Here is a 22,128-nt window from a genome sequence, read left to right on the forward strand (position 1 = left end):
GGAATCAGAAACTGCATTGCCACGCTGTCATCCCGCGCACCCAGCCCCATGCCTTTGTACCGCTCATGGGCCTTGGCCAGTTGGTCCATGTCCAGTTCAATCCCGAGCCCCGGCTTCTTCGGCACTTGTACGCAACCGTCGACGATTTGCAGCGGGGCTTTGGTCAGGCGCTGGCCGTCCTGCCAGATCCAGTGGGTGTCGATGGCGGTGATGTCGCCCGGTGCGGCGGCTGCGACGTGGGTGAACATCGCCAGGGAAATGTCGAAGTGGTTGTTGGAGTGCGAGCCCCAGGTCAGGCCCCATTCGTGGCACATCTGCGCCACGCGAACCGAACCTTGCATTGTCCAGAAGTGCGGGTCAGCCAGCGGGATGTCCACCGATTGCAACTGGATCGCGTGGCCCATTTCCCGCCAATCGGTGGCGATCATGTTGGTCGCGGTTTTCAGGCCCGTGGCGCGGCGGAACTCAGCCATGACTTCGCGGCCCGAGTAACCGTTTTCCGCGCCACAGGGGTCTTCGGCGTAGGCCAGAACATGATGCTGGTCCCGGCACAAACGAATCGCTTCTTTCAGCGACCAGGCGCCATTCGGATCGAGGGTGATGCGCGCATCCGGGAAGCGTTCGGCCAGTGCGGTCACCGCTTCGATTTCTTCATCACCACTGAGCACGCCGCCCTTGAGTTTGAAATCCTTGAAGCCGTAACGGGCGTGGGCAGCTTCCGCCAGACGCACCACGGCGTCGGCGGTCATGGCCTTCTCGTGACGCACGCGGAACCAGTCGTTGTCGGCGTCCGGTTCGCTGCGATAGGCCAGGTCAGTCTGATTACGGTCACCGACATAAAATAGATAACCGAGCATCTTCACTTCATCGCGCTGCTGGCCTTCGCCGAGCAGGGCGGCGACCGGCACGTCCAGATGCTGACCGAGCAAGTCGAGCAACGCCGCTTCCAGGCCGGTAACGGCATGGATGGTGATGCGCAGGTCGAACGTCTGCAAACCGCGGCCGCCGGCATCGCGGTCAGCGAAGGTCTGGCGCACTTGATTGAGGATCTTCTGGTACGTACCGATCGGGCTGCCGACCACCAGGCTGCGCGCATCTTCCAGCGTCTGGCGAATACGCTCGCCGCCGGGCACTTCGCCGACGCCGGTGCGCCCGGCGTTGTCCTTGAGGATCACGATGTTTCGGGTAAAAAACGGACCGTGCGCGCCGCTGAGATTGAGCAGCATGCCGTCGTGACCGGCCACCGGAACGACCTGCATGCTGGTGATGATCGGGGCATTTGCGGTGTCTTGTGCGTTCATATTCTTATCCTTGTAGACCGGGGCTCAGGCGTGTTCAGGCGTTGGTTTGCCCAGCGCAACGGCCGGTGCAGTTTTCGGGGTATTACGGGCGGCGAAGACGATGATCGCGGCAATGATCGACGTGGCGGCCAGGCCATACAGTCCGCCCTGAATCGAACCGGTGTGCTCTTCGAGCAAACCAAAGGTGGTCGGCGCGACGAAGCCGCCGAGGTTGCCCACCGAGTTGATCAGCGCGATCACGCCCGCGGCGATCCGTGCATCGAGGTACGCCTGGGGAATCGGCCAGAACAGCGACGAAGCGGATTTGAAACCCAGTGCTGCGAAGCAGATCGCCACGAAGGCAAAGATCGGCCCGCCGGTGGTGGACATGAACATCCCCGCCGCCGCGATCAGCAGGGCAGCGGCGACCCAGGCTTGCTGGTGTTTCCATTTCGCCGACAGCGAAGCGAAGGCGTACATGCCGACGATCGACAGCAGCCACGGAATCGAGTTGAACAACCCGACCTGAATGTCGCTGAGGTCGCCCATCTTCTTGATGATGCTCGGCAGCCAGAAGGTCGCGGCGTAGATGGTCAGCTGAATGAAGAAATAGATCAGGCAGAACAGGATGATCTGGCGATCCTTGAGCAGCTTGCCCAGCGACGGTTTGATCGGCGTCGCGGCTTCGCGGGCCAGTTGTTCGTCGTCGATGGCTTTGACCAGTGCGTCTTGTTCTTCGCGGCTCAGCCATTTGGCGTCATGGGGCTTGGAGTCCAGCCAGAACCAGACGAACACGCACAACCCGACCGAGAACATGCCTTCGATGAAGTACATCCATTGCCAGCCGTGCATGCCGAACCCGCTGATTTGCAAGAGCAACCCGGACAACGGGCCGGAGATCAGTGAGGCAATGGCCGAACCGCTGAGGAAAATCGCAATGGCCTTGCCGCGTTCAACGCCAGGCAACCAGCGAGTGAAGTAGTAAATCACCCCCGGGAAGAACCCGGCTTCAGCCACGCCCAGCAGGAATCGCAGGATGTAGAAATGGGTTTCGTTCTGGATGAACGCCATGCAGGCGGCCACCAGACCCCAGGTCAGCATGATGCGGGTCAGCCAGATTCGCGCGCCGACTTTTTGCAGAAGGATGTTGGAGGGAACTTCGAACAGCGCGTAACCGATGAAGAACAGACCGGCACCGAGGCCGTAGGCGGCAGCGCCGATGCCCAGGTCATGTTCCATGTGGGCGCGGACGAAGCCGATGTTCACGCGGTCGATGTAGTTGACGATGAACATGATGACGAACAGCGGTAGGACGTGGCGTTTCACTTTCGAGATGGCGGACTTCAGGACCGGATCGGCGCCGTCGTGCATCCCGGAGATGGATGTATTCACTTGGTTTTCTCCCACTGATTATTTTTATGCGGGGTGTTGCTGATGCTGCTTTGTTGATAGACATCATACAACTGCGAATTTTCATCCTGCAAGAGGATTTAGCCAGTAAAATATGGATTGTTTGGTGGTTTGTGCTCATTTTGAGAAATGTTTGTGTGTTGGCTTCTTACCTTGAATACCCGTTTTGTTGAGCGTTGTCATACAAGTTTGAGGCTGTTTTATTGAGATTCTGCTCAGCGGCAGTGCTACGATCCGCTTAGCCTGCTTCCGGATGACCGCCATGCAAGAAGACCTCGACGCGCCTGCCCGCAAGCGCACCCACAACCTGGCCCACGACCTGGTCGCCAAACTGACCCAGAGCATCCTGCTCGGCCAGATGTTGCCGGGGGACAAGCTGCCCTCGGAGAACACGATTGTTCAGGAGCACGGCGTCAGTCGCACCGTGGTGCGCGAGGCGATCTCGAAATTGCAGGCGTCCGGATTGGTGGAAACCCGGCACGGCATCGGCACGTTCGTTATCGAGCGCGCGCCGGAGCAGGGGCTGCGACTGAATGTCGACACCGCGCTGGGGGTGCGCAGCATTCTGGAATTGCGCATGGGCCTCGAAACCCAGGCCGCCGCGTTGGCGGCCATGCGACGCACGGATCAGCAACTGGCGCAGATGCGCGAAGCGCTGGACAACTATCAAAGCCTGCTCGCCAACAACGACAGCTGCGTCGAAGCCGACAAGCGTTTTCACCTGCTGATCGCGGAAGCGACCGGCAACGTCTGCTTCACCGAAATCATGCAGCACCTGGGCAGCGCCATGATTCCCCGGACCCGGGTCAATGCCGCCGAGCGCGGCGCGGCGGATTTGAGCAAGCTGGGGCACCTCGCCAACCTTGAGCACGAGGCGATTCTCAATGCCATCAAGCGTCAGGATGCGGATGCGGCGCGGGCGGCCATGTGGTTACACCTGAGCAACAGCCGGGATCGGTTTCTCGCTGATCGCGGTTAACCATTTGTCTGTTCGATAGCACGCGATTCGCGCGCCTGCTTCCAACGAGTACGGCCCGGATTTACTGGACCTCATCAATGAGGTGCGTCATGGCTAACTCAATGGATCACGATGCTCCACCCGGCATGGACCCTGCACGGGACCCGGACGGCGCAGAGCCTGATCAGCCTGAAGACTGGATGGAGCCCGGCGCGGAGGAGGACGTGCCTCCGCCGGATGAACCCACGCCGCTGTCCGATGACAGGCGCTGAACAGAACCGGCCAGTGTGTGCCGGGTTTTTTGTGCAGGGCAGGTTGACCGCGTCATCGTTCATCGCGAGCAAGCCCGCTCCCACATTGAAATGCATTCCCCTGTGGGAGCGGGCTTGCTCGCGAAGACGCCAGACGAATCAAGACTAATCCGGTGTCAGGCACTCGCTCTTCGAATCACCACCCACCGCCGCTCCAGATTCAACGCCAAGACACTGACCAACACCACCATCGCCCCCACAACAATCATCACCGTCGGCCGCTCCCCCAACGCAACCGAGGCCATCGCCATCGCCGTTGGCGGCACCAGATACAGCGTCATCGTCGCCCGGCTCAAATCAACATGTGCCAACACAAACGCCCAGGCCAGGTAAGCGAGCGCACTGGGAAACACGCCCAACGCCACCACCGCCAATTGCACATGCATTGGTGCGCTGAGTACTTGTGTCGCCAACCCCGGCAGGTACACCAGCAACAACGCTGTCCCCGACCACACCGTGTAGCAAACCAGCGTCAGTCCGTCGTAGCGCCCGGAGTGGTGCTTCTGCAATGCGAAGTAAAAACTCCAGGACACCGCCGCCAGCAGGATCAACAAACCGTGGGCGTCGATGCTGCCCACCCCGCGATCACCGGCGACCACGATCATCACGCCGACCAACCCCAGAAAAACACAACCCCAGCGCCAGACGCTCACGCGGTCCTTGAACACGAAACGCGCCAGCAGCGTGCTGAACAGTGGCGTTGTTTGCGCCAGCACACTGGACGCACCGGCGCTGACACTTTGCTGGCCGAAGTTGATCGCCACGTGATGCAGGCTCACGGCAAAAAAACCGAGGCCGAACAGCAGCGGCAAATCACGCCGATTCGGCAGACTGATGCCTTTGACCAGCGCAACCATCGCCATGAACGCAGAGGCCACCAGGAACCGCAGCAAAGCCAGATGCCCGGGTTCATAGGCTTGCAGGCCGATGTGAATGCCGGTCGGGGAGTAACCCCAGCAGGCTACGACAAACGCCATGGCCAGAATGATTTTGACGGGCGAAGGGGGTGTGAGCGCTTGCATGGTCGGGCACCTGTGGACAGATGCATCGAGTATCAGAACTCGGAGCGCTCGCCACAACTGACTTATACTGCGTCAACTATTCACTTTTGGTGATGTATGGAGCTGGCGCAGATTCGCATGTTCAAGACCGTTGCCGATGTCGGCAGCATCGCCCGTGCGGCCGAGTTGCTGCATTGCGTGCCCTCGAATATCACGGCACGGATCAAGGCGCTGGAGGCGGAGTTGGGTGTCGCGCTGTTTCTGCGTGAAGGCCGTGGCTTGCGCATCAGTCCGTCGGGGCAGACGTTTCTGGCCTATGCCTCGAAGATTCTTGCGCTCACGGCGGAGGCCAAGCGTGCGGTCGACCCCGCGGCCGACCCCTCCGGCCCGCTGCGCATCGGTGCCATCGAATCCTCGGCCACCGGGCGCTTGCCGCGTTTGCTCGCCAAGTTCCACAAGCGTTATCCGGCGGTGGCGCTGGAACTGACCACCGGCACCTGGGGCCAATTGCTGGATGACACCGTCAGCCACCGGCTCGACGGCGCAATCGTCGCGGTGGATGTCGAGCGCGCGCACCTCAAGCGCACGCCGATGTACCGCGAGGAGCTGCTGTTGATCGCCTCGACATCCCTGGGCCCGGTGCGTGATATCGCCGATTTGCAGGATAAAACCGTGTTCATGTGGCCACAGGGCTGCCCCTACCGCGCGGCACTGGAACACTGGTTGTTGCGCCAAGGGCAGGCGCTGCCGATTGTCAGCCTGGCCAGTTATGGCGCGATAGTGGGTTGCGTCAGCGCGGGGGCGGGCGTAGCGCTGGTGCCCAAAGGTGTGTTCGATCAGTACGCCAGGGGCGCCGGTTGCGCGGGGTACGAATTCCCTGAGCTGACGGCCATCGACAACCTGTTTTACTGGCATGAAAACGCCGGGGTGCACCCGGCGCGAGAGGCGTTTGTGGCGATGTTGCGCGAAGAGTTCACGTAACGGCATCACGCTCCCGTGTGGGAGCCGGCTTGCTGGCGATGCGTGCGACGCGGTTCATTTGACAGACCGCGTCGCCTGGATCGCCAGCAAGCCGGCTCCTACAGGGGGTTATGGGGGGGCAACGGATCACATTTCGCGCACATCCCGCATCAACAACCCAAACCGCAAATCCACCGCATCCGGAATCGGCAGGTACACCGTGTGCCCATCCCCCGGCGCCACGTCGATGGGCTCGCCTTTGACGTTCTGCAACTGATGCAGATCGAAGTGGAAATTGCCCTTGGGCGTCATCAGTTCCATGTGATCGCCCAGACCGAAACGGTTCTTCACCTTGACCTCCGCCAAGCGGTCACGCCGCTCGCCGGTCAGCTCACCGACAAACTGCTGTCGTTCCGACACCGAGCTGCCGTTCTGATAGTTCTGGTATTCGTCATGCACATGCCGACGCAGAAAACCTTCGGTGTAACCGCGCTGAGCGAGGGATTCCAGATCGGTCATCAGGCTGCGATCAAATGCGCGACCGGCCACCGCATCGTCGATTGCCTGGCGATACACCTGAGTGGTCCGTGCGCAATAGAAATGGGATTTGGTCCGGCCTTCGATTTTCAATGAGTGCACGCCCATCTGCGTCAGACGCTCGACATGCTGCACGGCGCGCAGGTCCTTGGCGTTCATGATGTAGGTGCCGTGTTCGTCCTCGAACGCCGGCATCAGTTCATCCGGACGATTGGCTTCCCGCAACAGGAACACCTGATCGGTCGGTGCGCCAATCCCCAGGGTCGGTTCGGGCTGGAAGGTCTGCACGATTTCGCCGAGCTGGTTTTGCGTGGCTTCTTGCGCCGAGTACTTCCAGCGACAGGCGTTGGTGCAACTGCCCTGATTGGCATCGCGTTTGTTCATGTAACCCGACAACAGGCAGCGGCCGGAGTAGGCCATGCACAACGCGCCGTGAACGAACACTTCCAGCTCCATGGCGGGCACTTGCTGGCGGATTTCGGCGATTTCTTCCAGGGACAGCTCACGGGACAGGATGATGCGGCTCAAGCCCTGTTGTTGCCAGAACTCGACGCTCGCCCAGTTCACCGTGTTGGCCTGCACCGACAGATGGATCGGCATCTGCGGGAAGTGTCGGCGCACCAGCATGATCAGGCCGGGGTCGGACATGATCAGCGCATCCGGAGCCATGGCGATCACGGGCTCCAGATCCTTGAGAAAGGTTTTGAGCTTGGCGTTGTGCGGGGCGATGTTCACCACCACGTAGAAGCGCTTGCCCTGGGCCTGGGCCTCGCGAATGCCGAGCGCCAGGTTGGCGTGATCGAATTCGTTGTTGCGTACCCGCAGGCTGTAGCGCGGCTGGCCGGCATACACCGCATCGGCGCCATAGGCGAAGGCATAACGCATGTTTTTCAGGGTGCCGGCGGGGGCGAGCAGTTCTGGCGTGGCGAGGGTCATGGGCGGGTCGATCGCAAAAGTCCGCGAGGGTAATCGGCTTGGCCGCAGGTTTCATTGATCTGGATCTATGCTTGATGAACAAGCGGATGGCACTCGCGCGAACCGTGGCGGACTAAGCATCAGGACGCGATATCGCGTCCCTGCGGACTGACATGGATCGGACATGAACGAAGAGACGGTACAAAACAAATCGCTGGTGATTCTGCTTGGGCTGGTGACCGCGGCGTTTATCTGGATTTTGCTGCCGTTCTACGGCGCGGTGTTCTGGGCGGTGATCCTCGGCATTCTCTTCTCGCCACTGCAACGTCGTCTGCAACTGAAGTTCGGCTGGCAACGCAACCTGACGTCGCTGCTCACCCTGAGCATCTGCCTGATCATCGCCATTCTGCCGGTGATCATCCTCAGTATCCTGCTGGTTCAAGAGGGGGCTGCGCTGTACAAAAGCATCGAAAGCGGCGAACTGGACATCGCGGGGTACGTGACCCATTTCAAGCACAGCCTGCCGCCGTACTTTCAGCAATTGCTCGATCGGGCCGGGGTCGGTGAGCTGGACGGGCTGCGGGAGAAGATCATCAAGAGTGCGGTGTCGGGCAACGAGTTTGTCGCCACACAGGTATTCAGTTTCGGGCAGGGTACGTTTGATTTCGTGGTGGGGTTTTTCATCATGCTTTATCTGCTGTTCTTCTTTTTGCGCGACGGTGCAGAGCTTGCACGCAAGGTTCGCGCTGCCGTGCCGCTGGAGGAACACCAGAAACGCCGCTTGCAACTCAAGTTCAACCGCGTGGTGCGCGCCACGGTGAAAGGTAACTTGCTGGTGGCCATCACGCAGGGCGCCCTCGGTGGTTTGATTTTCTGGTTTCTGGACATCCCGAGCGCGTTGCTCTGGGCGGTGTTGATGGCGTTTCTATCGCTGTTGCCAGCGGTGGGTGCGGGGATTGTCTGGGCGCCGGTGGCGGCGTTTTTCCTGTTCACCGGAGCGATCTGGCAGGGCGTGGTACTGGGGTTGTTCGGCGTGTTCGTGATCGGCCTGGTGGACAACGTGCTGCGACCGATCCTGGTGGGCAAGGACACCAAGATGCCGGACTATCTCATCCTCATTTCGACCTTGGGCGGCCTGGCGATTTTCGGACTCAATGGCTTCGTCATCGGGCCCTTGATCGCGGCGCTGTTCATGTCGAGCTGGGCGATTTTCATCGAAACCAAGCCGCGGGTGCAGCTGCCTTAGGCGCTGAGTCGACCGCTGTCGAGGCTCTGCGACAGTGCCTTGGCGGCGTTAAGCGAGGTGATTGGGCCGCTGATCGGTTCGCCGTCCTGCACCAGATACCAACAGGCGAGCAATCCTAGCTCTCTAAGCGGGGCGGGAACGGCGCTGCCGATAACGGACATGATCTGAACCTGGGACATAAGTACCTCCATCAATCTATGGAGCTACCTTACGGACCCGGCGCTTGAACGAGAAATCAACGCTTTCGATAGTCGTCATTGACGCCAGTGGCCCCAAACGACCGTCTGTCTGTCAGTCGACCACCAGATCCAGCATGTGGACCACTTCGTGCTCGTTGAGCAGGCCTTTGCGCACCAGGTTTTCGGCCAGCAGCGAAAGAAACTTGGCGCTGCGATGGCCTTCCAGGTGCTTGAGTTCGGTCAGGGCGTTGTACACCTTGCTGGAGGTGCACAAGCTGATATCGCGATGCGGGTTTTGCGTGGGCATAAGGTCGTCCTTGTTGTTATCAACCTGTTGTTGACGGACAGATCCAAGCTTGCGGACCTGACATGACATAAACATGACCGTTTCCCCCGGCGCAGGGGAAGGGCGCTTGAGTCAATCTTGCCCGCTTGAACCTGTGGGACTGTCCCGATAGCGACCTTGGCGAGATTTTTTCAGACCTTAACCGACGAACGGGCATAAAAAAGCCCCGCTATAGAAGCGGGGCCTTGTGCGCCTGTTACCAGCGGCCGTAACCGTGGGGAGGGCCGTAATAACCGCGTGGCGGGCCGTAATAGCCACGGGGTGGACCGTAGTAGACCGGCGGCGGGGCGTAATAGACCGGTTGTTGCACGTAGACCGGCGCCGGCTGGTAGTAAACCGGTGGCGGTTGTTGCACGTACACCGGCTGCGGCTGGTAATAAACCGGTTGTTGCTGGACATAAACGGGCCGGTTGCTGTTGATGATGGCCGAACCGACGATGGCCGAGCCAACGATCGCGCCAAATACCGCTGGACCTTGCCAACCGTGACCGCCGCCAGCCTCTGCCTGCCCTGCGATAGCAAGAGCACCGATCAGCAAGGCAACTGTGGGGATTTTACGGATCATGATCATTCCTCGGTTCTTCAACCCGGCGCTTGCGTCTGCAATAGACCCAAGGATTGTCGCGGGGATACTTCTAAGACAGCGTTTTTTCGAAAATCAGCACAGCCGTTGGGTAAATTTTGTGTAAGGTCTGTACCGGCTTCCTTACCCACGTGCGCTGCCACGAGCAGGCACGCCAATATGATCGATCAGATCTCGATGGAATGGCTAATCCCGTCCATCTGAAAGTGCTATTGAAAGGAGATTTTTCATGCAGATGAACCCCAACAAAGACACCCAGCTGTGCATGTCCCTGTCGGGGCGCCCAGGGAACTTTGGCCTGCGATTTCACAATCATCTGTACGAACAGTTGGGTCTGAATTTCTACTACAAGGCCTTTCGCAGCCAGGATTTGACCGGCGCCGTCGCCGGTATTCGAGCATTGGGCATTCGCGGTTGTGGCGTATCGATGCCGTTCAAGGAAGCGTGCATTGCGCTGGTCGATGAACTGGACGCGTCCGCCGCCGCCATTCAATCGATCAACACCATCGTCAACACCGACGGCCACCTCAAGGCTTACAACACCGATTACATCGCCATCGCTCAATTGCTGGAAACCCATCAGGTGCCCAAGGAATCGACTTTTGCCCTGCGTGGCAGCGGCGGCATGGCCAAAGCCGTGGCGAGCGCCTTGCGCGATGGCGGGTACAAAAACGGCCTGATTGTCGCCCGTAACGAGCGCGCCGGACGTGCCCTGGCGGAGTCACTGGGCTATGAATGGCAAGCCGAGCTGGGCACCCGGCGGCCGCAGATGCTGATCAACGTCACGCCGATCGGCATGACTGGCGGGCCTGAGGCCGATCAACTGGCCTTTGACGCCGACGTCATTGCTGCTGCGCAGACTGTCTTCGATGTGGTGGCGATCCCCTCGGAAACGCCACTGATCGTGCGCGGTCGCGCCGAAGGCAAGCGAGTGATCACCGGGCTGGAGGTGATCGCGATCCAGGCGCTGGAGCAGTTTGTGCTTTATACCGGGGTGCGTCCGACGCAGGAGCAGTTCCAGAAAGCGGTGGAGTTTGCCCGCAGCTGAGGCCTGCCTTCCGTTATTGGTTGGCTGTGCCGGCCCCTTCGTCGGAACGCCGCCCGGAGCAAGCCCGCTCCCACAGGATTCTGGTCGATCACAAAGTTCGTGTTCGACACCGATCTCTGTGGGAGCGGGCTTGCTCGCGATGGGCGCAACTCGGTCTCCAGTCGGTCGCAGCAGTTTCCCTGCCTATACTTCCCCATCAGCAAGCCAAGACCTGCCCATCACAAACAAAACCGTGAACGAGGTTTCCCATGCATCCCGCCATCCTCAACCTCAATCAGGTCGAACTCGAACCGCTGCCCGAAGCCCTGGCGCCGACCGGTGAAACGGCTGGCCGCTATCAACAGCGGATGGCCCGCGTCGGTCAGCAACTGGGCGCGCAAAAACTTGGCTATCGCTTGTACGTGCTGGAACCGGGGATGCGTGGCAGTCCTTTTCACAGCCATCGGGTCAATGAGGAAATGTTTTACGTGGTGGCCGGGGAAGGGGAGATCCGTCTCGGCGCCGAGCGTTTTCCCATCCGTGCCGGTGACGTGATCGCCTGCCCGCCGGGCGGTCCGGAAGCGGCGCACCAGATCATCAACACCAGCGCCAGCGAGCTGCGCTACCTGGCAGTCAGCACTCAGCAATCGCCGGAAATTTGCGAGTATCCGGACTCCGGCAAATACGCGGTGATGGACGACTTCAAGGTCGATGCCCAGGGCAATGCGTCGGGCTTCGTCGCCGTCGCCAGACAGGCTGATGGTGTGGATTACTGGGACGGCGAGTAATGACCAACACCACCTGTCTAATGTCGGAGCGGGCTTGCTCGCGAAAGCGGTGGGTCCTTCGCCACAAGTGTTTACTGACCCACCGTCTTCGCGAGCAAGCCCGCTCCCACATTTAGATCTGTGTCGCTGGTTATTCGAGGCGTGCCAGTCGCTCTTCCAGCGCGGCAATGCGCGCTTCCAGCTCTTCGATCCGCTCCACGGAAACACCGCTGCCGGCACCACGTTCTACCGGATTCTGCCGCGCCGCGAGGATCGCTTCGATATCCGCCGGATCACCCAGCGCATGCATATAACGGTCCTCACGTTGCCCGGCTTGACGCGGAATCAGTAACGCCAGACCGCGAGCAATCAACCGTTCAAGTTGATGCACAACCTGTTCGGCATCTTCGAATTCATGCATGCGGCCGCTGCGGGTCAGCAGTTCGTTGACCGTCTGCGGGCCGCGCAGAAACAGCAGCCCCGTCAGGATCACCTGCGCCGGCACCAGCTCCAGGGCCTTGTCGACCTTGTGTTCCCAGCGGTCGGCGCGGCTGCCCATCACCAGTTTGGTAAAACCGCGACCTTCGAGGGCGCGCAGGCTCTGGCCGACCTGGCCCTGGGTGAGGTTCATCACCGGCTCGCGGCTGGTTTTCTGGTTACAGGCAATCACCAGGGCGTTGAGGGTCAACGGATAGGTTTCCGGGCTGGTGGCCTGTTTCTCGATCAACGAACCGAGAATGCGGATTTCCGTGCTGTTCAGGCGCGGCTCGTCGAAGGTCGTTTCTTGCTCAGTGCTCATGATGCTGCGTCCTTACCCCGGTTCATATTCTTCTCCTGCTGGCATGCACTTTAGATTGGCGTGCGCCAATGGCAACTGAATTCGTCGCGCCACCCTGGCAATGGTCATAAAAGCTACATCAATCCATAACGCTATTTTTACATTCTGGCGGGCACCGTATGCAGGGCCGCGAAATGACGGCCGCACCTGACAGGCGCGGCGTCAGAGCGTATCGACGACGTCACTGGCCTTATTGACTGCAACCTGGAGCAAGGCATGACGCTGACGTTGGGAACGACCCGTAATAATGCGCTGATCGGCGCGTACCTTTCATGACCGTGCTGGTCACCGGCGCCGCCGGTTTCATCGGTTTTCACACGGTCAGGCGCCTGTGTGAGCAAGGTCTTGAAGTGGTCGGCATCGACAATCTCAACGACTACTACAGCGTGGAGCTCAAACACGCCCGGCTCAACGAACTGCGTGCCTTGTCGGGTTTTCAGTTCCAGAGGCTGGATATCGTCGACAAACCTGCCCTGATCGCGTTGTTCAAGGAGCACCGCTTCACCGAGGTTATCCACCTGGCCGCCCAGGCAGGCGTTCGCTACTCGCTGGACAACCCGGACGTGTATGCGCAATCGAACCTGACGGGGTTTCTGAATGTGCTGGAGGCCTGCCGACACCATCGCCCAGAGCATTTGATCTATGCCTCGAGCAGCTCGGTGTACGGCACCAACAGCAAAATGCCGTTCTGCGTCGAGGATGCCGTCGATCATCCGGTGTCGCTGTACGCCGCGACCAAACGTGCCAATGAGCTGATGGCCCACAGCTACTGCCATCTGTACGGAATCAAGGCCAGCGGCCTGCGGTTTTTTACCGTGTATGGACCTTGGGGCCGCCCCGACATGGCGCTGTTCAAGTTCACCGAAGCGATCCTCAACGACAAACCGATCGATCTTTACAACCAGGGCCTGATGTCGCGGGACTTCACCTACATCGACGACATCGTCGAAAGCATCGTACGTCTGCGTCCACGTCCGCCATTGCCGGAGGGCGCTGACGAGGGCGTGAACCGGATTTTCAATATCGGGCGTGGCACGCCGGTGGCGCTGCTGGATTTCGTCGATTGCCTGGAGTCGGCCCTGGACCGGCGAGCCCAACGCAATTTGCTGCCGATGCAGGCGGGCGAAGTGCTCAAGACCTGGGCAGACGTCTCGGCATTGGCGCAATGGGTCGATTTTCGTCCGCAAGTGACGGTCGAGGCCGGCGTTGCGCAATTCGTGAAGTGGTACCGCCACTTTTATCAGATTTGAAACGTCGGCCCTCGATCATAAGAAATCCAGGGAAACAGGGGCCTCTATGAGCCAAGACCTATTTGTATCCGTGCTGATTCCGGCCAAGAACGAAGCGAGCAATCTCCCCGCGCTGCTGGAAGAAATCCACATTGCGCTGGCGGATGAAGCGTACGAAGTGATCGTTGTCGACGATGGCAGCACTGACGCCACGTTGCAGGCATTGCAACACACCCGGCACAGCGGCCTGAGCACGTTGCGCATCCTGCGGCACGAGCGTTCGCTGGGACAGAGCACTTCGCTCTACCATGCCGCGCTGGCCGCCCGGGGCCAATGGCTGGCCACCCTCGATGGCGACGGTCAAAACGACCCCGCGGACATCCCCGGCATGCTGGCGCTGGTGCGCAGTGAGTCAGCCACCGCCGACCTGCAGTTGGTGGCCGGGCATCGGGTGAACCGCCGCGATACCGCGAGCAAGCGCTGGGCCTCGCGGTTTGCCAACGGTATACGCCGCCGCATGCTCAAGGACCAGACGCCGGACACCGGTTGCGGGCTGAAACTGATCCAGCGTGCGGCGTTTCTGCGTTTGCCGTATTTCGACCATATGCACCGCTACATTCCCGCGCTGATCCAGCGCCACAACGGTCGCATGATCACCCATCCGGTCAACCATCGATCGCGTACGGCCGGGGTGTCCAAATACGGCAACATTGACCGTGCGCTGGTCGGCATACTCGACCTGATCGGCGTCTGGTGGCTGATCAGGCGCACGCGTTTGAACACCCACGCGCAGGAGATCGAAGGATGAACCTGTCCCGCGAAACCCTGTGGCTGGTGGTCGGTTTCAGTGGCCAGATCGCCTTTACCGGCCGCTTTGTCCTGCAGTGGCTGTACAGCGAATACAAAAAGCGCAGTGTGATTCCGGTGAGCTTCTGGTACCTGAGCATCATCGGCAGCGCGTTGTTGTTCGCCTACGCGGTTTACCGACAGGACCCGGTGTTCATCGCCGGGCAGGCGTTCGGCTCTATCGTTTACTTGCGCAACCTGCAATTGATTGCCCGCAGCAAAACCTTGAAGGACTGACCCATGCGCCGAACCCTGTCACCCGGCGTCGAATGCCTGGGGCTGATGTTGCTTGCTTTGTTGCTGGTCGGCGCAGGACTCGGTCTGCGCCAGCCGCAGAATGTGGACGAGGAGCGCTTCCTCGGCGTGGCGCTGGAGATGCTGCACAGCGGTTCGTGGCTGATTCCCCATCGCGCCGCGGAGATTTACGGCGATAAACCACCGATATTCATGTGGACCGTGGCGTTTTTCACCTGGATCACCGGGATGCCCGCCATTGCCCTTTACATTCCGGGGTTGCTGTCCGCCACCTCGGTCACGGCCATGCTCTACGACCTGGGCCGCAGACTCTGGAACCGGCGTGCCGGTCGAACCGCGGCGCTGTTGTACCTGGCAACCTATCAGACCTACAGCATTCTGCGGACCGGCCAGATCGACAGTTTTCTGATTCTGTTCACCTCGCTGGGCCTGTACGGCCTGACCCGTCATCTGCTGCTCGGGCCTGCCTGGCGCTGGTTTTACGCTGGATGCGCCGCCATGGGGATCGGCGTGATCACCAAAGGGGTCGGCTTCGTGCCGGCGTTGATGCTGATTCCGTATGCCTACGCGGTGCGCAAAGGCTGGCCTGGCGTGGTGGCGATGCCGGGCGAGGCGCGCAAATGGTGGATGGGTTTTGTGGTGGTGCTGGGCGCCGTTGCCATCTGGCTGCTGCCCTTGGCGCTGTCCATCGCGCTCAATGGCGGCGCTGACGAAATCGCCTACGCGCGGGAAATCCTGCTGCGCCAGACGGCGGGGCGCTATGCCGCGGCCTGGGATCATCGCGAGCCGTTCTGGTACTTCTTCGTCAACGTGATTCCGCAATATTGGTTGCCGTTGGTGCTCGCGTTGCCGTGGCTGATTCCCGCCTGGCGCCGGCAATTGCGCAAGCGCGACGGTCGAGTGCTGGTGCTGCTGGGTTGGGTGGTGCTGGTCGTGCTTTTCTTCTGCCTGAGCAGCGGCAAGCGCAAGTTGTACATCTATCCGGCACTGCCGGGGCTGGTGCTGGTCGCCGCGCCGCTGATGCCGTGGCTGTTCAAGCGCTGGTTCCGTCGGCGTCTGCTCGGTTGGCGGATCTTCCAGGGGGTGGCCGTGGCCTGGTTTGCGCTGTGGTTTGCCCGCGGTTTCATCGAGCCGGTCAAGGACGGTGACAATCCCCACGAAGCGTTGATGGCGCAGGCGGCGGCCGTGACCCAGGGCGCCGATCTGGTGTTGGTCAACTGGCGCGAGGGGCATTGGTTGTTTGCAAGGCAACCGATCGTGCATTTCGGCATGGCCGGCTCAACCGTGGAGCAAGCAGCGCAATGGCTGCGCGAACATCCGCAGGCTTACGCGTTGGTGCCGAATGAACAACTCGGCCAGTGTTTCAATCCGCAGGCCGCCCGCGAGCTGGGCGAAACCTCCCGGGCGCAGTGGTCGATCGTCGGTGCCGATGCCGATAACGGCAATTGCCATCCTGGCCCGCCTGCCCATATCTATCGCTTCACCTGGGACCGTGCATCGCTATAATCGACCCCACGTTTCACACCTGTCACCACACGAGACTGCCATGACCATTTCCCTGTATGACGCTTCCGTTCCGGTTTTCAAACAAATGCTCACCGCCCTGAGCGACGTTCTGAACAAGGCCGAAGCCCACGCCACCGCCAAGAACATCGACCCGAACGCTTTCCTGCAAGCCCGTCTGTACCCGGACATGTTCCCGTTGGTGCGTCAGGTTCAGATCGCTGTGGATTTTGCCAAGGGTGTTTCTTCGCGTCTGGCCGAGATCGAAGTGCCGAAGTACGAAGACACTGAAACCACCTTCGCCGAGCTGCAAGCGCTGTTGACCAAGGTTCTGGCTTACATCGGCGAGATCAAGCCTGAGCAGATCAATGGCAAGGAAGGCATCGAGATCGTTACTCGTCCGGGCACGCCGAAAGAGAAGCGCTTCAGCGGCCAGGCTTACCTGTTGAGTTACGGCTTGCCGCAGTTCTTCTTCCACGTCACCACCGCTTATGCGCTGCTGCGTCACAACGGTGTGGAAGTGGGCAAGCGTGATTACATGGGCGCGTTCTAAACCGCCCCGGTACAAAAAAGCCCGCCAAGGTTTGCGCCTTGGCGGGCTTTTTGTTGGCCTTGCGGGAGTGAGCCTGCTCGCGAAGGCGGCCTGACAGCCGACCTGTTTCTATGATCGTACACATCCCCCTGTAGGAGCCGGCTTGCTGGCGATGGCGGTGGGTCATCCAACAAATTTATTGACTGGACGGACGCTATCGCCAGCAAGCCGGCTCCTACAGGGAATCGCGTTTGCTTTTGATTTTCACCACTCATCAGCCCGAGCGTTAGCTCGCCTTTCGCTTTTGATCTTGAGGTGCACGCCCCCTCACGAGAGGCCGGGCGCAGGTTCTGCGCAGTGGGCACCGCGGCAGGGATGCCGCGGTAGCCGCCCCCGGCCATGTATGGCCGATGGCGGCGGGCCCGCCGTCAGGGCGGAACCAATACCCGCCGTTACCGCAGAAACGGATATGCCCCCAATCCAAACAACCACCAACCCCCAATCACGCCAAACGCTGAACCTTCTCGTCCTCACCCAAACAAGCCGCCGCCGTAAACAACACATCAGTCGAAGAATTCAACGCAGTCTCCGCCGAATCCTGCAACACCCCAATGATGAAACCCACCGCTACCACCTGCATGGCAATCTCGCTCGGAATGCCAAACAAGCTGCACGCCAATGGAATCAGCAACAACGACCCCCCCGCCACGCCCGAAGCGCCACAAGCACAGATCGCCGCAACGACGCTCAACAGAATGGCAGTCGGAATGTCCACCACAATACCCAGCGTATGCACAGCCGCCAACGTCAGCACGGTGATGGTAATCGCAGCCCCCGCCATGTTGATCGTCGCACCCAGCGGAATCGAAACCGAGTAAGTATCCTCATGCAGGCCCAGGCGTTTGCTCAACTCCAGATTGACCGGAATGTTCGCCGCCGAGCTGCGAGTAAAAAACGCCGTGATGCCGCTTTCACGCAAGCACATCATCACCAGCGGATACGGGTTGCGACGCAGCTTCCAGAACACGATCACCGGGTTCATCACCAGTGCCACAAACAGCATGCAACCCAGCAACACCGCCAGCAGATGCGCATAACCGATCAAGGCACCGAAACCGGAAGTGGCAAGGGTCGAAGCCACCAGGCCGAAAATCCCCAGCGGTGCAAAACGGATCACCAGACGCACGATCAGTGTCACGCCGTTAGACAAATCGCCGAGTACTTCTCGGGTGGTTTCACCGGCATGGCGAATGGCGATGCCCATGCCGATGGCCCACGCCAGAATGCCGATGAAGTTGGCATTCATCAGCGCGCTGACCGGGTTATCCACCACGCTCAGCAGCAGACTTTGCAGCACTTCACTGATACCGCCCGGCGCCGTCACCGCGACGTCATGGGTGGACAGCACCAGGCTCGACGGGAACATCATGCTGGCCACGACCGCGACCACCGCGGCGGCAAACGTGCCGAGCAGATACAGAAACAGAATCGGCCGGATGTGGGTTTCCTGGCCGTGCTTGTGGTTGGCGATCGACGCCATGACCAGCACGAATACCAGAATCGGCGCGACAGCTTTCAGCGCCGAGACGAACACTTTGCCGATGAACGCGGTGGACTTCGCCACCTCGGGCGCAACCAGCGCCAGGGCAATCCCGGCAAGCAGGCCGATGATGATTTGCGTAACCAGGCTCAAGCGTTTCAAGCGTTGCAATAGCGAAGGGGATGAAGCGGTCATAAAACGGCATCTCTGATTTTATTAGGTGCGGTGTGTCGCGACATCGCGTCCATTAAAGGGCGGATGAACAGGGTGTACGAATCGCAGGGCGCGGACTTTATCACAGCGTCGTCTGTATCCTTCAGACCTGTGACGATCTGCCACCCGCCTGTTAAACGTGAATGGCAGGTTCGTGCAACCGCGTTTGGAAACACTCTGTTAAGATTGCGCATCCTCATTTTCATCTCTGCCAGTGGGCCTTCGGGCTATCGCTGGTGTTGTCGTTTTCTGGAGTTCTGCATGCTGTTGCCCATCCTTCTGTTGTCCGCTGCCGGTTTCACGGTGCTGACCACGGAATTCGTCATCGTCGGCCTGTTGCCGGCGATTGCCCGCGACCTTGAAGTCACCATCGCGCAAGCGGGTTTGCTGGTGACCTTGTTCGCTTTCACCGTCGCCGCATTCGGGCCGTTCCTGACCGCGTACTTCGCCCGGTTCGAACGGCGCAAGCTATTCATCTCGGTGTTGATCATGTTCGGCCTGGCCAACACCCTCGCGGCATTTGCGCCGAACATTTGGGTGATGGCCGTTGCGCGCTTGATCCCCGCGCTCGGGCTGCCGGTGTTCTGGGCGCTGGCCAGTGAGACGGCGGTGGACATCGTCGGGCCGGACTACGCCGGGCGCGCCATCGCCAAGATTGGTTTCGGTATCGTCTGCGCCACGGTGTTTGGCATTCCGGTCGGCACGCTGATTTCCGATGCATTCGGTTGGCGCAGTGCCTTTGGCATTCTGGCGGTGATCGCGTTTGCCAAGGCGTTGTTGCTGTTTATCTACTTGCCGAAGACCAGCCTGCACCAGCATCAGGTGAGTTTCCGTTCACAGTTCAAGATCCTGCGCAGCCCGCTGATGATTGGGCACGTGTTGCTGTCGATCCTGGTGTTCAGCGGCATGTTCACCGCTTACACCTATCTGGCCGACATCCTTGAGCGGCTGGCCGGCTTCAATGGCACGGTGGTCGGCTGGTGCCTGATGGGCTTCGGCGCGGTCGGCCTGATCGGCAATTCGCTGGGCGGTCGTGCGGTGGATCGTCATCCGCTGATCGCTTCCGTGACGTTCTGCGCCTTCATGATTGCCGGCATGGTGGCGCTGGTGCCGAACATTCATTCGCCGCTGGGGTTGGCGGCGGCGATGGGGATCTGGGGCGTGACACAGGCGGCGTTGTTCCTGGTCAGTCATGTGCGTTTGATGAAAGCAGCGCCTGAAGCGCCGGCCTTTGCCGCGTCGCTGAACATTGCCGGGGCCAACCTCGGGATTGGTCTGGGTGCGATGGTCGGTGGGCGCGTGATCGACAGCGTTGGCCTCGGCGGGCTTGGCTTTGCAGCGGCAGCATTTATCCTGGCTTCGATTCTGCTGGCCATGGCGCTGATGACCTTCAAACCCCGCGAAATCTGCGCCTGACCCTTCACATCGCGGTAAACAGCTCGCGTCGGGCACCTTCGGTAATCGCAACGATGCCGGGGTGCTTGACCTTGCGTTCCACCGAAATGGCGTAGAACGACTCGGTCACGGCATCGGTCTGGCCAATCAGCTCCACGCCGTACTGGTGTTTCACTTCATCGGCAATCACGCTCGGGCCGATGAAAATCCCGCTGCCGGATTGACCAAACGCCTGCATCAACGCGCTGTCGTCGAACTCGCCGACGATTCGTGGCTGGATCTGTTGCTCGGCAAACCAGCGCTGCAAGCGACTGCGCACCACGGTTTCCGGCCCCGGAATCAGCAACGGTGCGCCATGCAGGCTACGCGGAAAATCCTGCCCGTACTGCGCCGCGAGTTCAGCGGTGGCAAAGAAGCTGATCCCGCATTCCCCGAGTTTCTGGCTGTAGCCCTTGATGTCCAGGTGCGACGGCATCGGGCTGTCGGAGATCACCAGGTCGAGGCGCTGAATCGCCAGGTCGGCCAGCAAGCGTTCGAGTTTGTCCTCGCGACAGGTGATACGCAGCGGCTCGCTCAACTCCATGGTCGGCGCAATCAGGCGATAGACGATGGATTTGGGCACAACGTCGGCCACGCCGACCCGAAACAGAATCTGCTGCTCATTGGGCTGCGCCCGCAACATCAACTCCAGTTCACCGCCGAGCTGAAACATCTGCTCGGCGTAGGGCAGGGCCTGACGCCCGGCTTCGGTGAGTTCCAACTGTCGACCAACCCGGCGAAACAACTCGATCCCGTAGGTTTGTTCCAGCAGGGAAATCTGCCCGCTGATGGTCTGCGGTGTCAGGTTCAGCTGCTCGCAGGCGCGCACGATGCTGCCGGTCTTGGCCACCACCCAGAAGTAATGCAGTTGTCGATAGTTGAGCATGTTGCTGAAACCCCCTGTTCACCTCATGCGTAGGAGCTGTCGAGTGAAACGAGGCTGCGATCTTTTGACGTTGCTTTTAAAGCGCAAAATCAAAAGATCGCAGCCTCGTTTCACTCGATAGCTCCTACGGGCGCCCCGTTGCACGTTTGAGGCTGGATTCGTTAAAACCGAAGTATAACCGCCAAAAATACGAATTTTCCTGAAGTGTTAGCCTCCCTAGAATGCCTCGCTATCAACGGGCCATCGTTTCGGCCCGTTCTGTTCTATCGAGGAAAGCATCATGAAGCTTACAACTACGGCACTGCTGATCGCGTCTTTACTGGTATTGGCCGGTTGCGACCAGGCCGAAAAAAGCGCTCAGCAACTGATGGGCAAGGCCGCCGAAACCGCCAAACAAGCGATCGACGATACCCACAAAGCGGCCGAGCAAGCGATCAGCGATGCCACCGGCGGGTTGATCAGCAAGAAAGAACCATCGGCCGAAGATAAAGAGAAATCCGAATCTTCGTCCCAGGAAATCTAAACCGTCTTAAACGAGTCAGGACTGACCCATGGAATACCTTTTAGAACTTGCTGCAAGCCCCACCGCCTGGGTCGCCCTGGCTACGCTGGTGGTGATGGAAATCGTGCTCGGCATCGACAACCTGATCTTCATCTCGATCCTGACCAATAAACTGCCCGAGCAGCATCGGCAGAAAGCGCGGCGCATTGGTATCGGCATGGCGCTGATCCTGCGACTGGCACTGCTGAGCACCATCGCGTTCATCGTCCAGCTGACTGAGCCTGTGATCGAGATCCTCGGCCACGCGTTCTCCTGGAAGGACATGATCCTGATCGCCGGCGGCCTGTTCCTGTTGTGGAAGGCGACCACCGAGATTCATCACAGCATGGACCCGGCACCGGACGATCCGAAGTCGGCGACGTCGACCGTGACCCTGGGCTTTGCCGCCGCCATCGGTCAGATCCTGATGCTGGACATGGTGTTCTCCATCGACAGCATCATTACCGCTGTCGGCATGACCGAGCATTTGCCGATCATGATCATCGCGGTGGTGGTGTCGGTACTGGTGATGTTGCTGGCCGCTGACCCGTTGGCCAAATTCATCAACGACAACCCGACGGTGGTGATGCTGGCGCTGGGCTTCCTGATCATGATCGGCATGACGCTGATCGCTGAAGGCTTTGGCGCCCACGTACCTAAAGGCTACGTCTACGCGGCCATGGCGTTCTCGGCCACGATCGAGGGCTTGAACATGATGTCCCGGCGGGCAAAGCAGAAGCGCATCGCCGCTGAAGCGTAACCTGCGTTAAACAAAAGGCCGCCTGCGCTCG

Annotated in this window: 24 protein-coding genes; 14 read left to right on the plus strand and 10 right to left on the minus strand. The window is 60.1% G+C overall.

Annotated elements, in window-relative coordinates; genetic code table 11:
• The coding region (gene gudD, locus PMI01S_RS10645) for a glucarate dehydratase (RefSeq protein ID WP_084319741.1) at positions 1–1,301 on the minus strand (1,301 nt) is incomplete at its 3' end.
• A 24-nt stretch (positions 1,302–1,325) separates the two neighbouring features.
• Complete coding sequence (locus tag PMI01S_RS10650) at positions 1,326–2,672, minus strand: MFS transporter (RefSeq protein WP_084319742.1); 1,347 nt, start codon at positions 2,670–2,672, stop codon at positions 1,326–1,328.
• Between the two features lie 280 nt (positions 2,673–2,952).
• On the opposite strand from PMI01S_RS10650, the gene PMI01S_RS10655 reads away from it, so the two are divergent.
• Positions 2,953–3,669, plus strand: coding sequence for a FadR/GntR family transcriptional regulator (locus tag PMI01S_RS10655; RefSeq protein WP_084319743.1), 717 nt, complete (start codon positions 2,953–2,955; stop codon positions 3,667–3,669).
• 89 nt (positions 3,670–3,758) lie between these two features.
• Positions 3,759–3,920 (plus strand): hypothetical protein, encoded by a 162-nt coding sequence (locus tag PMI01S_RS31665; RefSeq protein WP_159439540.1) that lies wholly within the window; start codon positions 3,759–3,761, stop codon positions 3,918–3,920.
• A gap of 155 nt (positions 3,921–4,075) precedes the next feature.
• Here the strand turns inward: PMI01S_RS31665 and PMI01S_RS10660 are convergent, their stop codons facing one another.
• A complete protein-coding gene (locus PMI01S_RS10660; RefSeq protein WP_084319744.1) occupies positions 4,076–4,981 on the minus strand; it encodes a DMT family transporter in 906 nt (301 codons plus the stop codon).
• 96 nt (positions 4,982–5,077) lie between these two features.
• Here PMI01S_RS10660 and PMI01S_RS10665 point away from each other — a divergent pair, with 96 nt between their 5' ends.
• Positions 5,078–5,941: a LysR substrate-binding domain-containing protein gene (locus tag PMI01S_RS10665; protein ID WP_084319745.1), complete on the plus strand. Its 864-nt coding sequence runs from the start codon at positions 5,078–5,080 to the stop codon at positions 5,939–5,941.
• A gap of 126 nt (positions 5,942–6,067) precedes the next feature.
• Here PMI01S_RS10665 and trhP read toward each other — a convergent pair whose 3' ends face one another.
• Positions 6,068–7,393, minus strand: coding sequence for a prephenate-dependent tRNA uridine(34) hydroxylase TrhP (gene trhP, locus PMI01S_RS10670; RefSeq protein WP_084319746.1), 1,326 nt, complete (start codon positions 7,391–7,393; stop codon positions 6,068–6,070).
• Positions 7,394–7,556: 163 nt separating this feature from the next.
• Between trhP and PMI01S_RS10675 the strand changes: the two genes are divergently transcribed.
• Complete coding sequence (locus tag PMI01S_RS10675; RefSeq protein ID WP_084319747.1) at positions 7,557–8,618, plus strand: AI-2E family transporter; 1,062 nt, start codon at positions 7,557–7,559, stop codon at positions 8,616–8,618.
• Here PMI01S_RS10675 and PMI01S_RS10680 read toward each other — a convergent pair.
• From PMI01S_RS10680 to PMI01S_RS10690, 3 genes are all read right to left on the minus strand, one after another.
• Entirely contained in the window at positions 8,615–8,797 is a 183-nt protein-coding gene (locus tag PMI01S_RS10680; protein ID WP_084319748.1) for a hypothetical protein, read from the minus strand. The two genes, PMI01S_RS10675 and PMI01S_RS10680, sit on opposite strands and share 4 nt — an antisense overlap.
• A gap of 112 nt (positions 8,798–8,909) precedes the next feature.
• Entirely contained in the window at positions 8,910–9,104 is a 195-nt protein-coding gene (locus tag PMI01S_RS10685) for a hypothetical protein (RefSeq protein ID WP_084319749.1), read from the minus strand.
• 235 nt (positions 9,105–9,339) lie between these two features.
• Positions 9,340–9,708, minus strand: coding sequence for a hypothetical protein (locus PMI01S_RS10690; RefSeq protein WP_084319964.1), 369 nt, complete (start codon positions 9,706–9,708; stop codon positions 9,340–9,342).
• A 247-nt stretch (positions 9,709–9,955) separates the two neighbouring features.
• Here PMI01S_RS10690 and PMI01S_RS10695 point away from each other — a divergent pair, with 247 nt between their 5' ends.
• Together PMI01S_RS10695 and PMI01S_RS10700 are read left to right on the plus strand one after the other, a co-directional pair.
• Positions 9,956–10,774: a shikimate 5-dehydrogenase gene (locus PMI01S_RS10695; RefSeq protein ID WP_084319750.1), complete on the plus strand. Its 819-nt coding sequence runs from the start codon at positions 9,956–9,958 to the stop codon at positions 10,772–10,774.
• A gap of 248 nt (positions 10,775–11,022) precedes the next feature.
• A complete protein-coding gene (locus PMI01S_RS10700; protein WP_084319751.1) occupies positions 11,023–11,541 on the plus strand; it encodes a cupin domain-containing protein in 519 nt (172 codons plus the stop codon).
• A gap of 130 nt (positions 11,542–11,671) precedes the next feature.
• Here PMI01S_RS10700 and PMI01S_RS10705 read toward each other — a convergent pair whose 3' ends face one another.
• Positions 11,672–12,319 carry a YceH family protein gene (locus tag PMI01S_RS10705; protein WP_084319752.1) on the minus strand — a complete coding sequence of 216 codons (648 nt, stop codon included), beginning with the start codon at positions 12,317–12,319 and terminating at the stop codon, positions 11,672–11,674.
• Positions 12,320–12,630: 311 nt separating this feature from the next.
• Here PMI01S_RS10705 and PMI01S_RS10710 point away from each other — a divergent pair, with 311 nt between their 5' ends.
• From PMI01S_RS10710 to PMI01S_RS10730, 5 genes are read left to right on the plus strand one after another with little or no spacing between them, the layout of a single operon-like run.
• Positions 12,631–13,608 (plus strand): NAD-dependent epimerase, encoded by a 978-nt coding sequence (locus PMI01S_RS10710; RefSeq protein WP_084319753.1) that lies wholly within the window; start codon positions 12,631–12,633, stop codon positions 13,606–13,608.
• A 46-nt stretch (positions 13,609–13,654) separates the two neighbouring features.
• On the plus strand, positions 13,655–14,395 hold the full coding sequence (locus PMI01S_RS10715) for a glycosyltransferase family 2 protein (protein WP_084319754.1): 741 nt from the start codon (positions 13,655–13,657) through the stop codon (positions 14,393–14,395).
• Positions 14,392–14,670, plus strand: a complete 279-nt coding sequence (locus tag PMI01S_RS10720) for a lipid-A-disaccharide synthase N-terminal domain-containing protein (RefSeq protein ID WP_084319755.1) — start codon at positions 14,392–14,394, stop codon at positions 14,668–14,670. Before PMI01S_RS10715 ends, PMI01S_RS10720 begins: the two co-directional genes overlap by 4 nt.
• A gap of 3 nt (positions 14,671–14,673) precedes the next feature.
• Positions 14,674–16,194, plus strand: a complete 1,521-nt coding sequence (locus PMI01S_RS10725; protein ID WP_084319756.1) for an ArnT family glycosyltransferase — start codon at positions 14,674–14,676, stop codon at positions 16,192–16,194.
• Positions 16,195–16,234: 40 nt separating this feature from the next.
• A complete protein-coding gene (locus tag PMI01S_RS10730) occupies positions 16,235–16,744 on the plus strand; it encodes a DUF1993 domain-containing protein (RefSeq protein WP_084319757.1) in 510 nt (169 codons plus the stop codon).
• Between the two features lie 481 nt (positions 16,745–17,225).
• On the opposite strand, the gene sstT is transcribed toward PMI01S_RS10730, so the two are convergent.
• Complete coding sequence (sstT, locus tag PMI01S_RS10740) at positions 17,226–18,458, minus strand: serine/threonine transporter SstT (RefSeq protein WP_084319758.1); 1,233 nt, start codon at positions 18,456–18,458, stop codon at positions 17,226–17,228.
• 279 nt (positions 18,459–18,737) lie between these two features.
• Between sstT and PMI01S_RS10745 the strand changes: the two genes are divergently transcribed.
• Positions 18,738–19,892, plus strand: a complete 1,155-nt coding sequence (locus PMI01S_RS10745) for an MFS transporter (protein WP_084319759.1) — start codon at positions 18,738–18,740, stop codon at positions 19,890–19,892.
• 4 nt (positions 19,893–19,896) lie between these two features.
• Here the strand turns inward: PMI01S_RS10745 and nhaR are convergent, their stop codons facing one another.
• A complete protein-coding gene (nhaR, locus tag PMI01S_RS10750; RefSeq protein ID WP_084319760.1) occupies positions 19,897–20,796 on the minus strand; it encodes a transcriptional activator NhaR in 900 nt (299 codons plus the stop codon).
• A gap of 280 nt (positions 20,797–21,076) precedes the next feature.
• On the opposite strand from nhaR, the gene PMI01S_RS10755 reads away from it, so the two are divergent.
• Positions 21,077–21,319, plus strand: a complete 243-nt coding sequence (locus PMI01S_RS10755) for a hypothetical protein (protein ID WP_084319761.1) — start codon at positions 21,077–21,079, stop codon at positions 21,317–21,319.
• Positions 21,320–21,347: 28 nt separating this feature from the next.
• Positions 21,348–22,097, plus strand: coding sequence for a TerC family protein (locus PMI01S_RS10760; RefSeq protein WP_017337577.1), 750 nt, complete (start codon positions 21,348–21,350; stop codon positions 22,095–22,097).
• Positions 22,098–22,128: the final 31 nt, after the last annotated feature.

This window comes from Pseudomonas migulae NBRC 103157 (assembly GCF_002091715.1).
GTDB lineage: Bacteria > Pseudomonadota > Gammaproteobacteria > Pseudomonadales > Pseudomonadaceae > Aquipseudomonas > Aquipseudomonas migulae_A.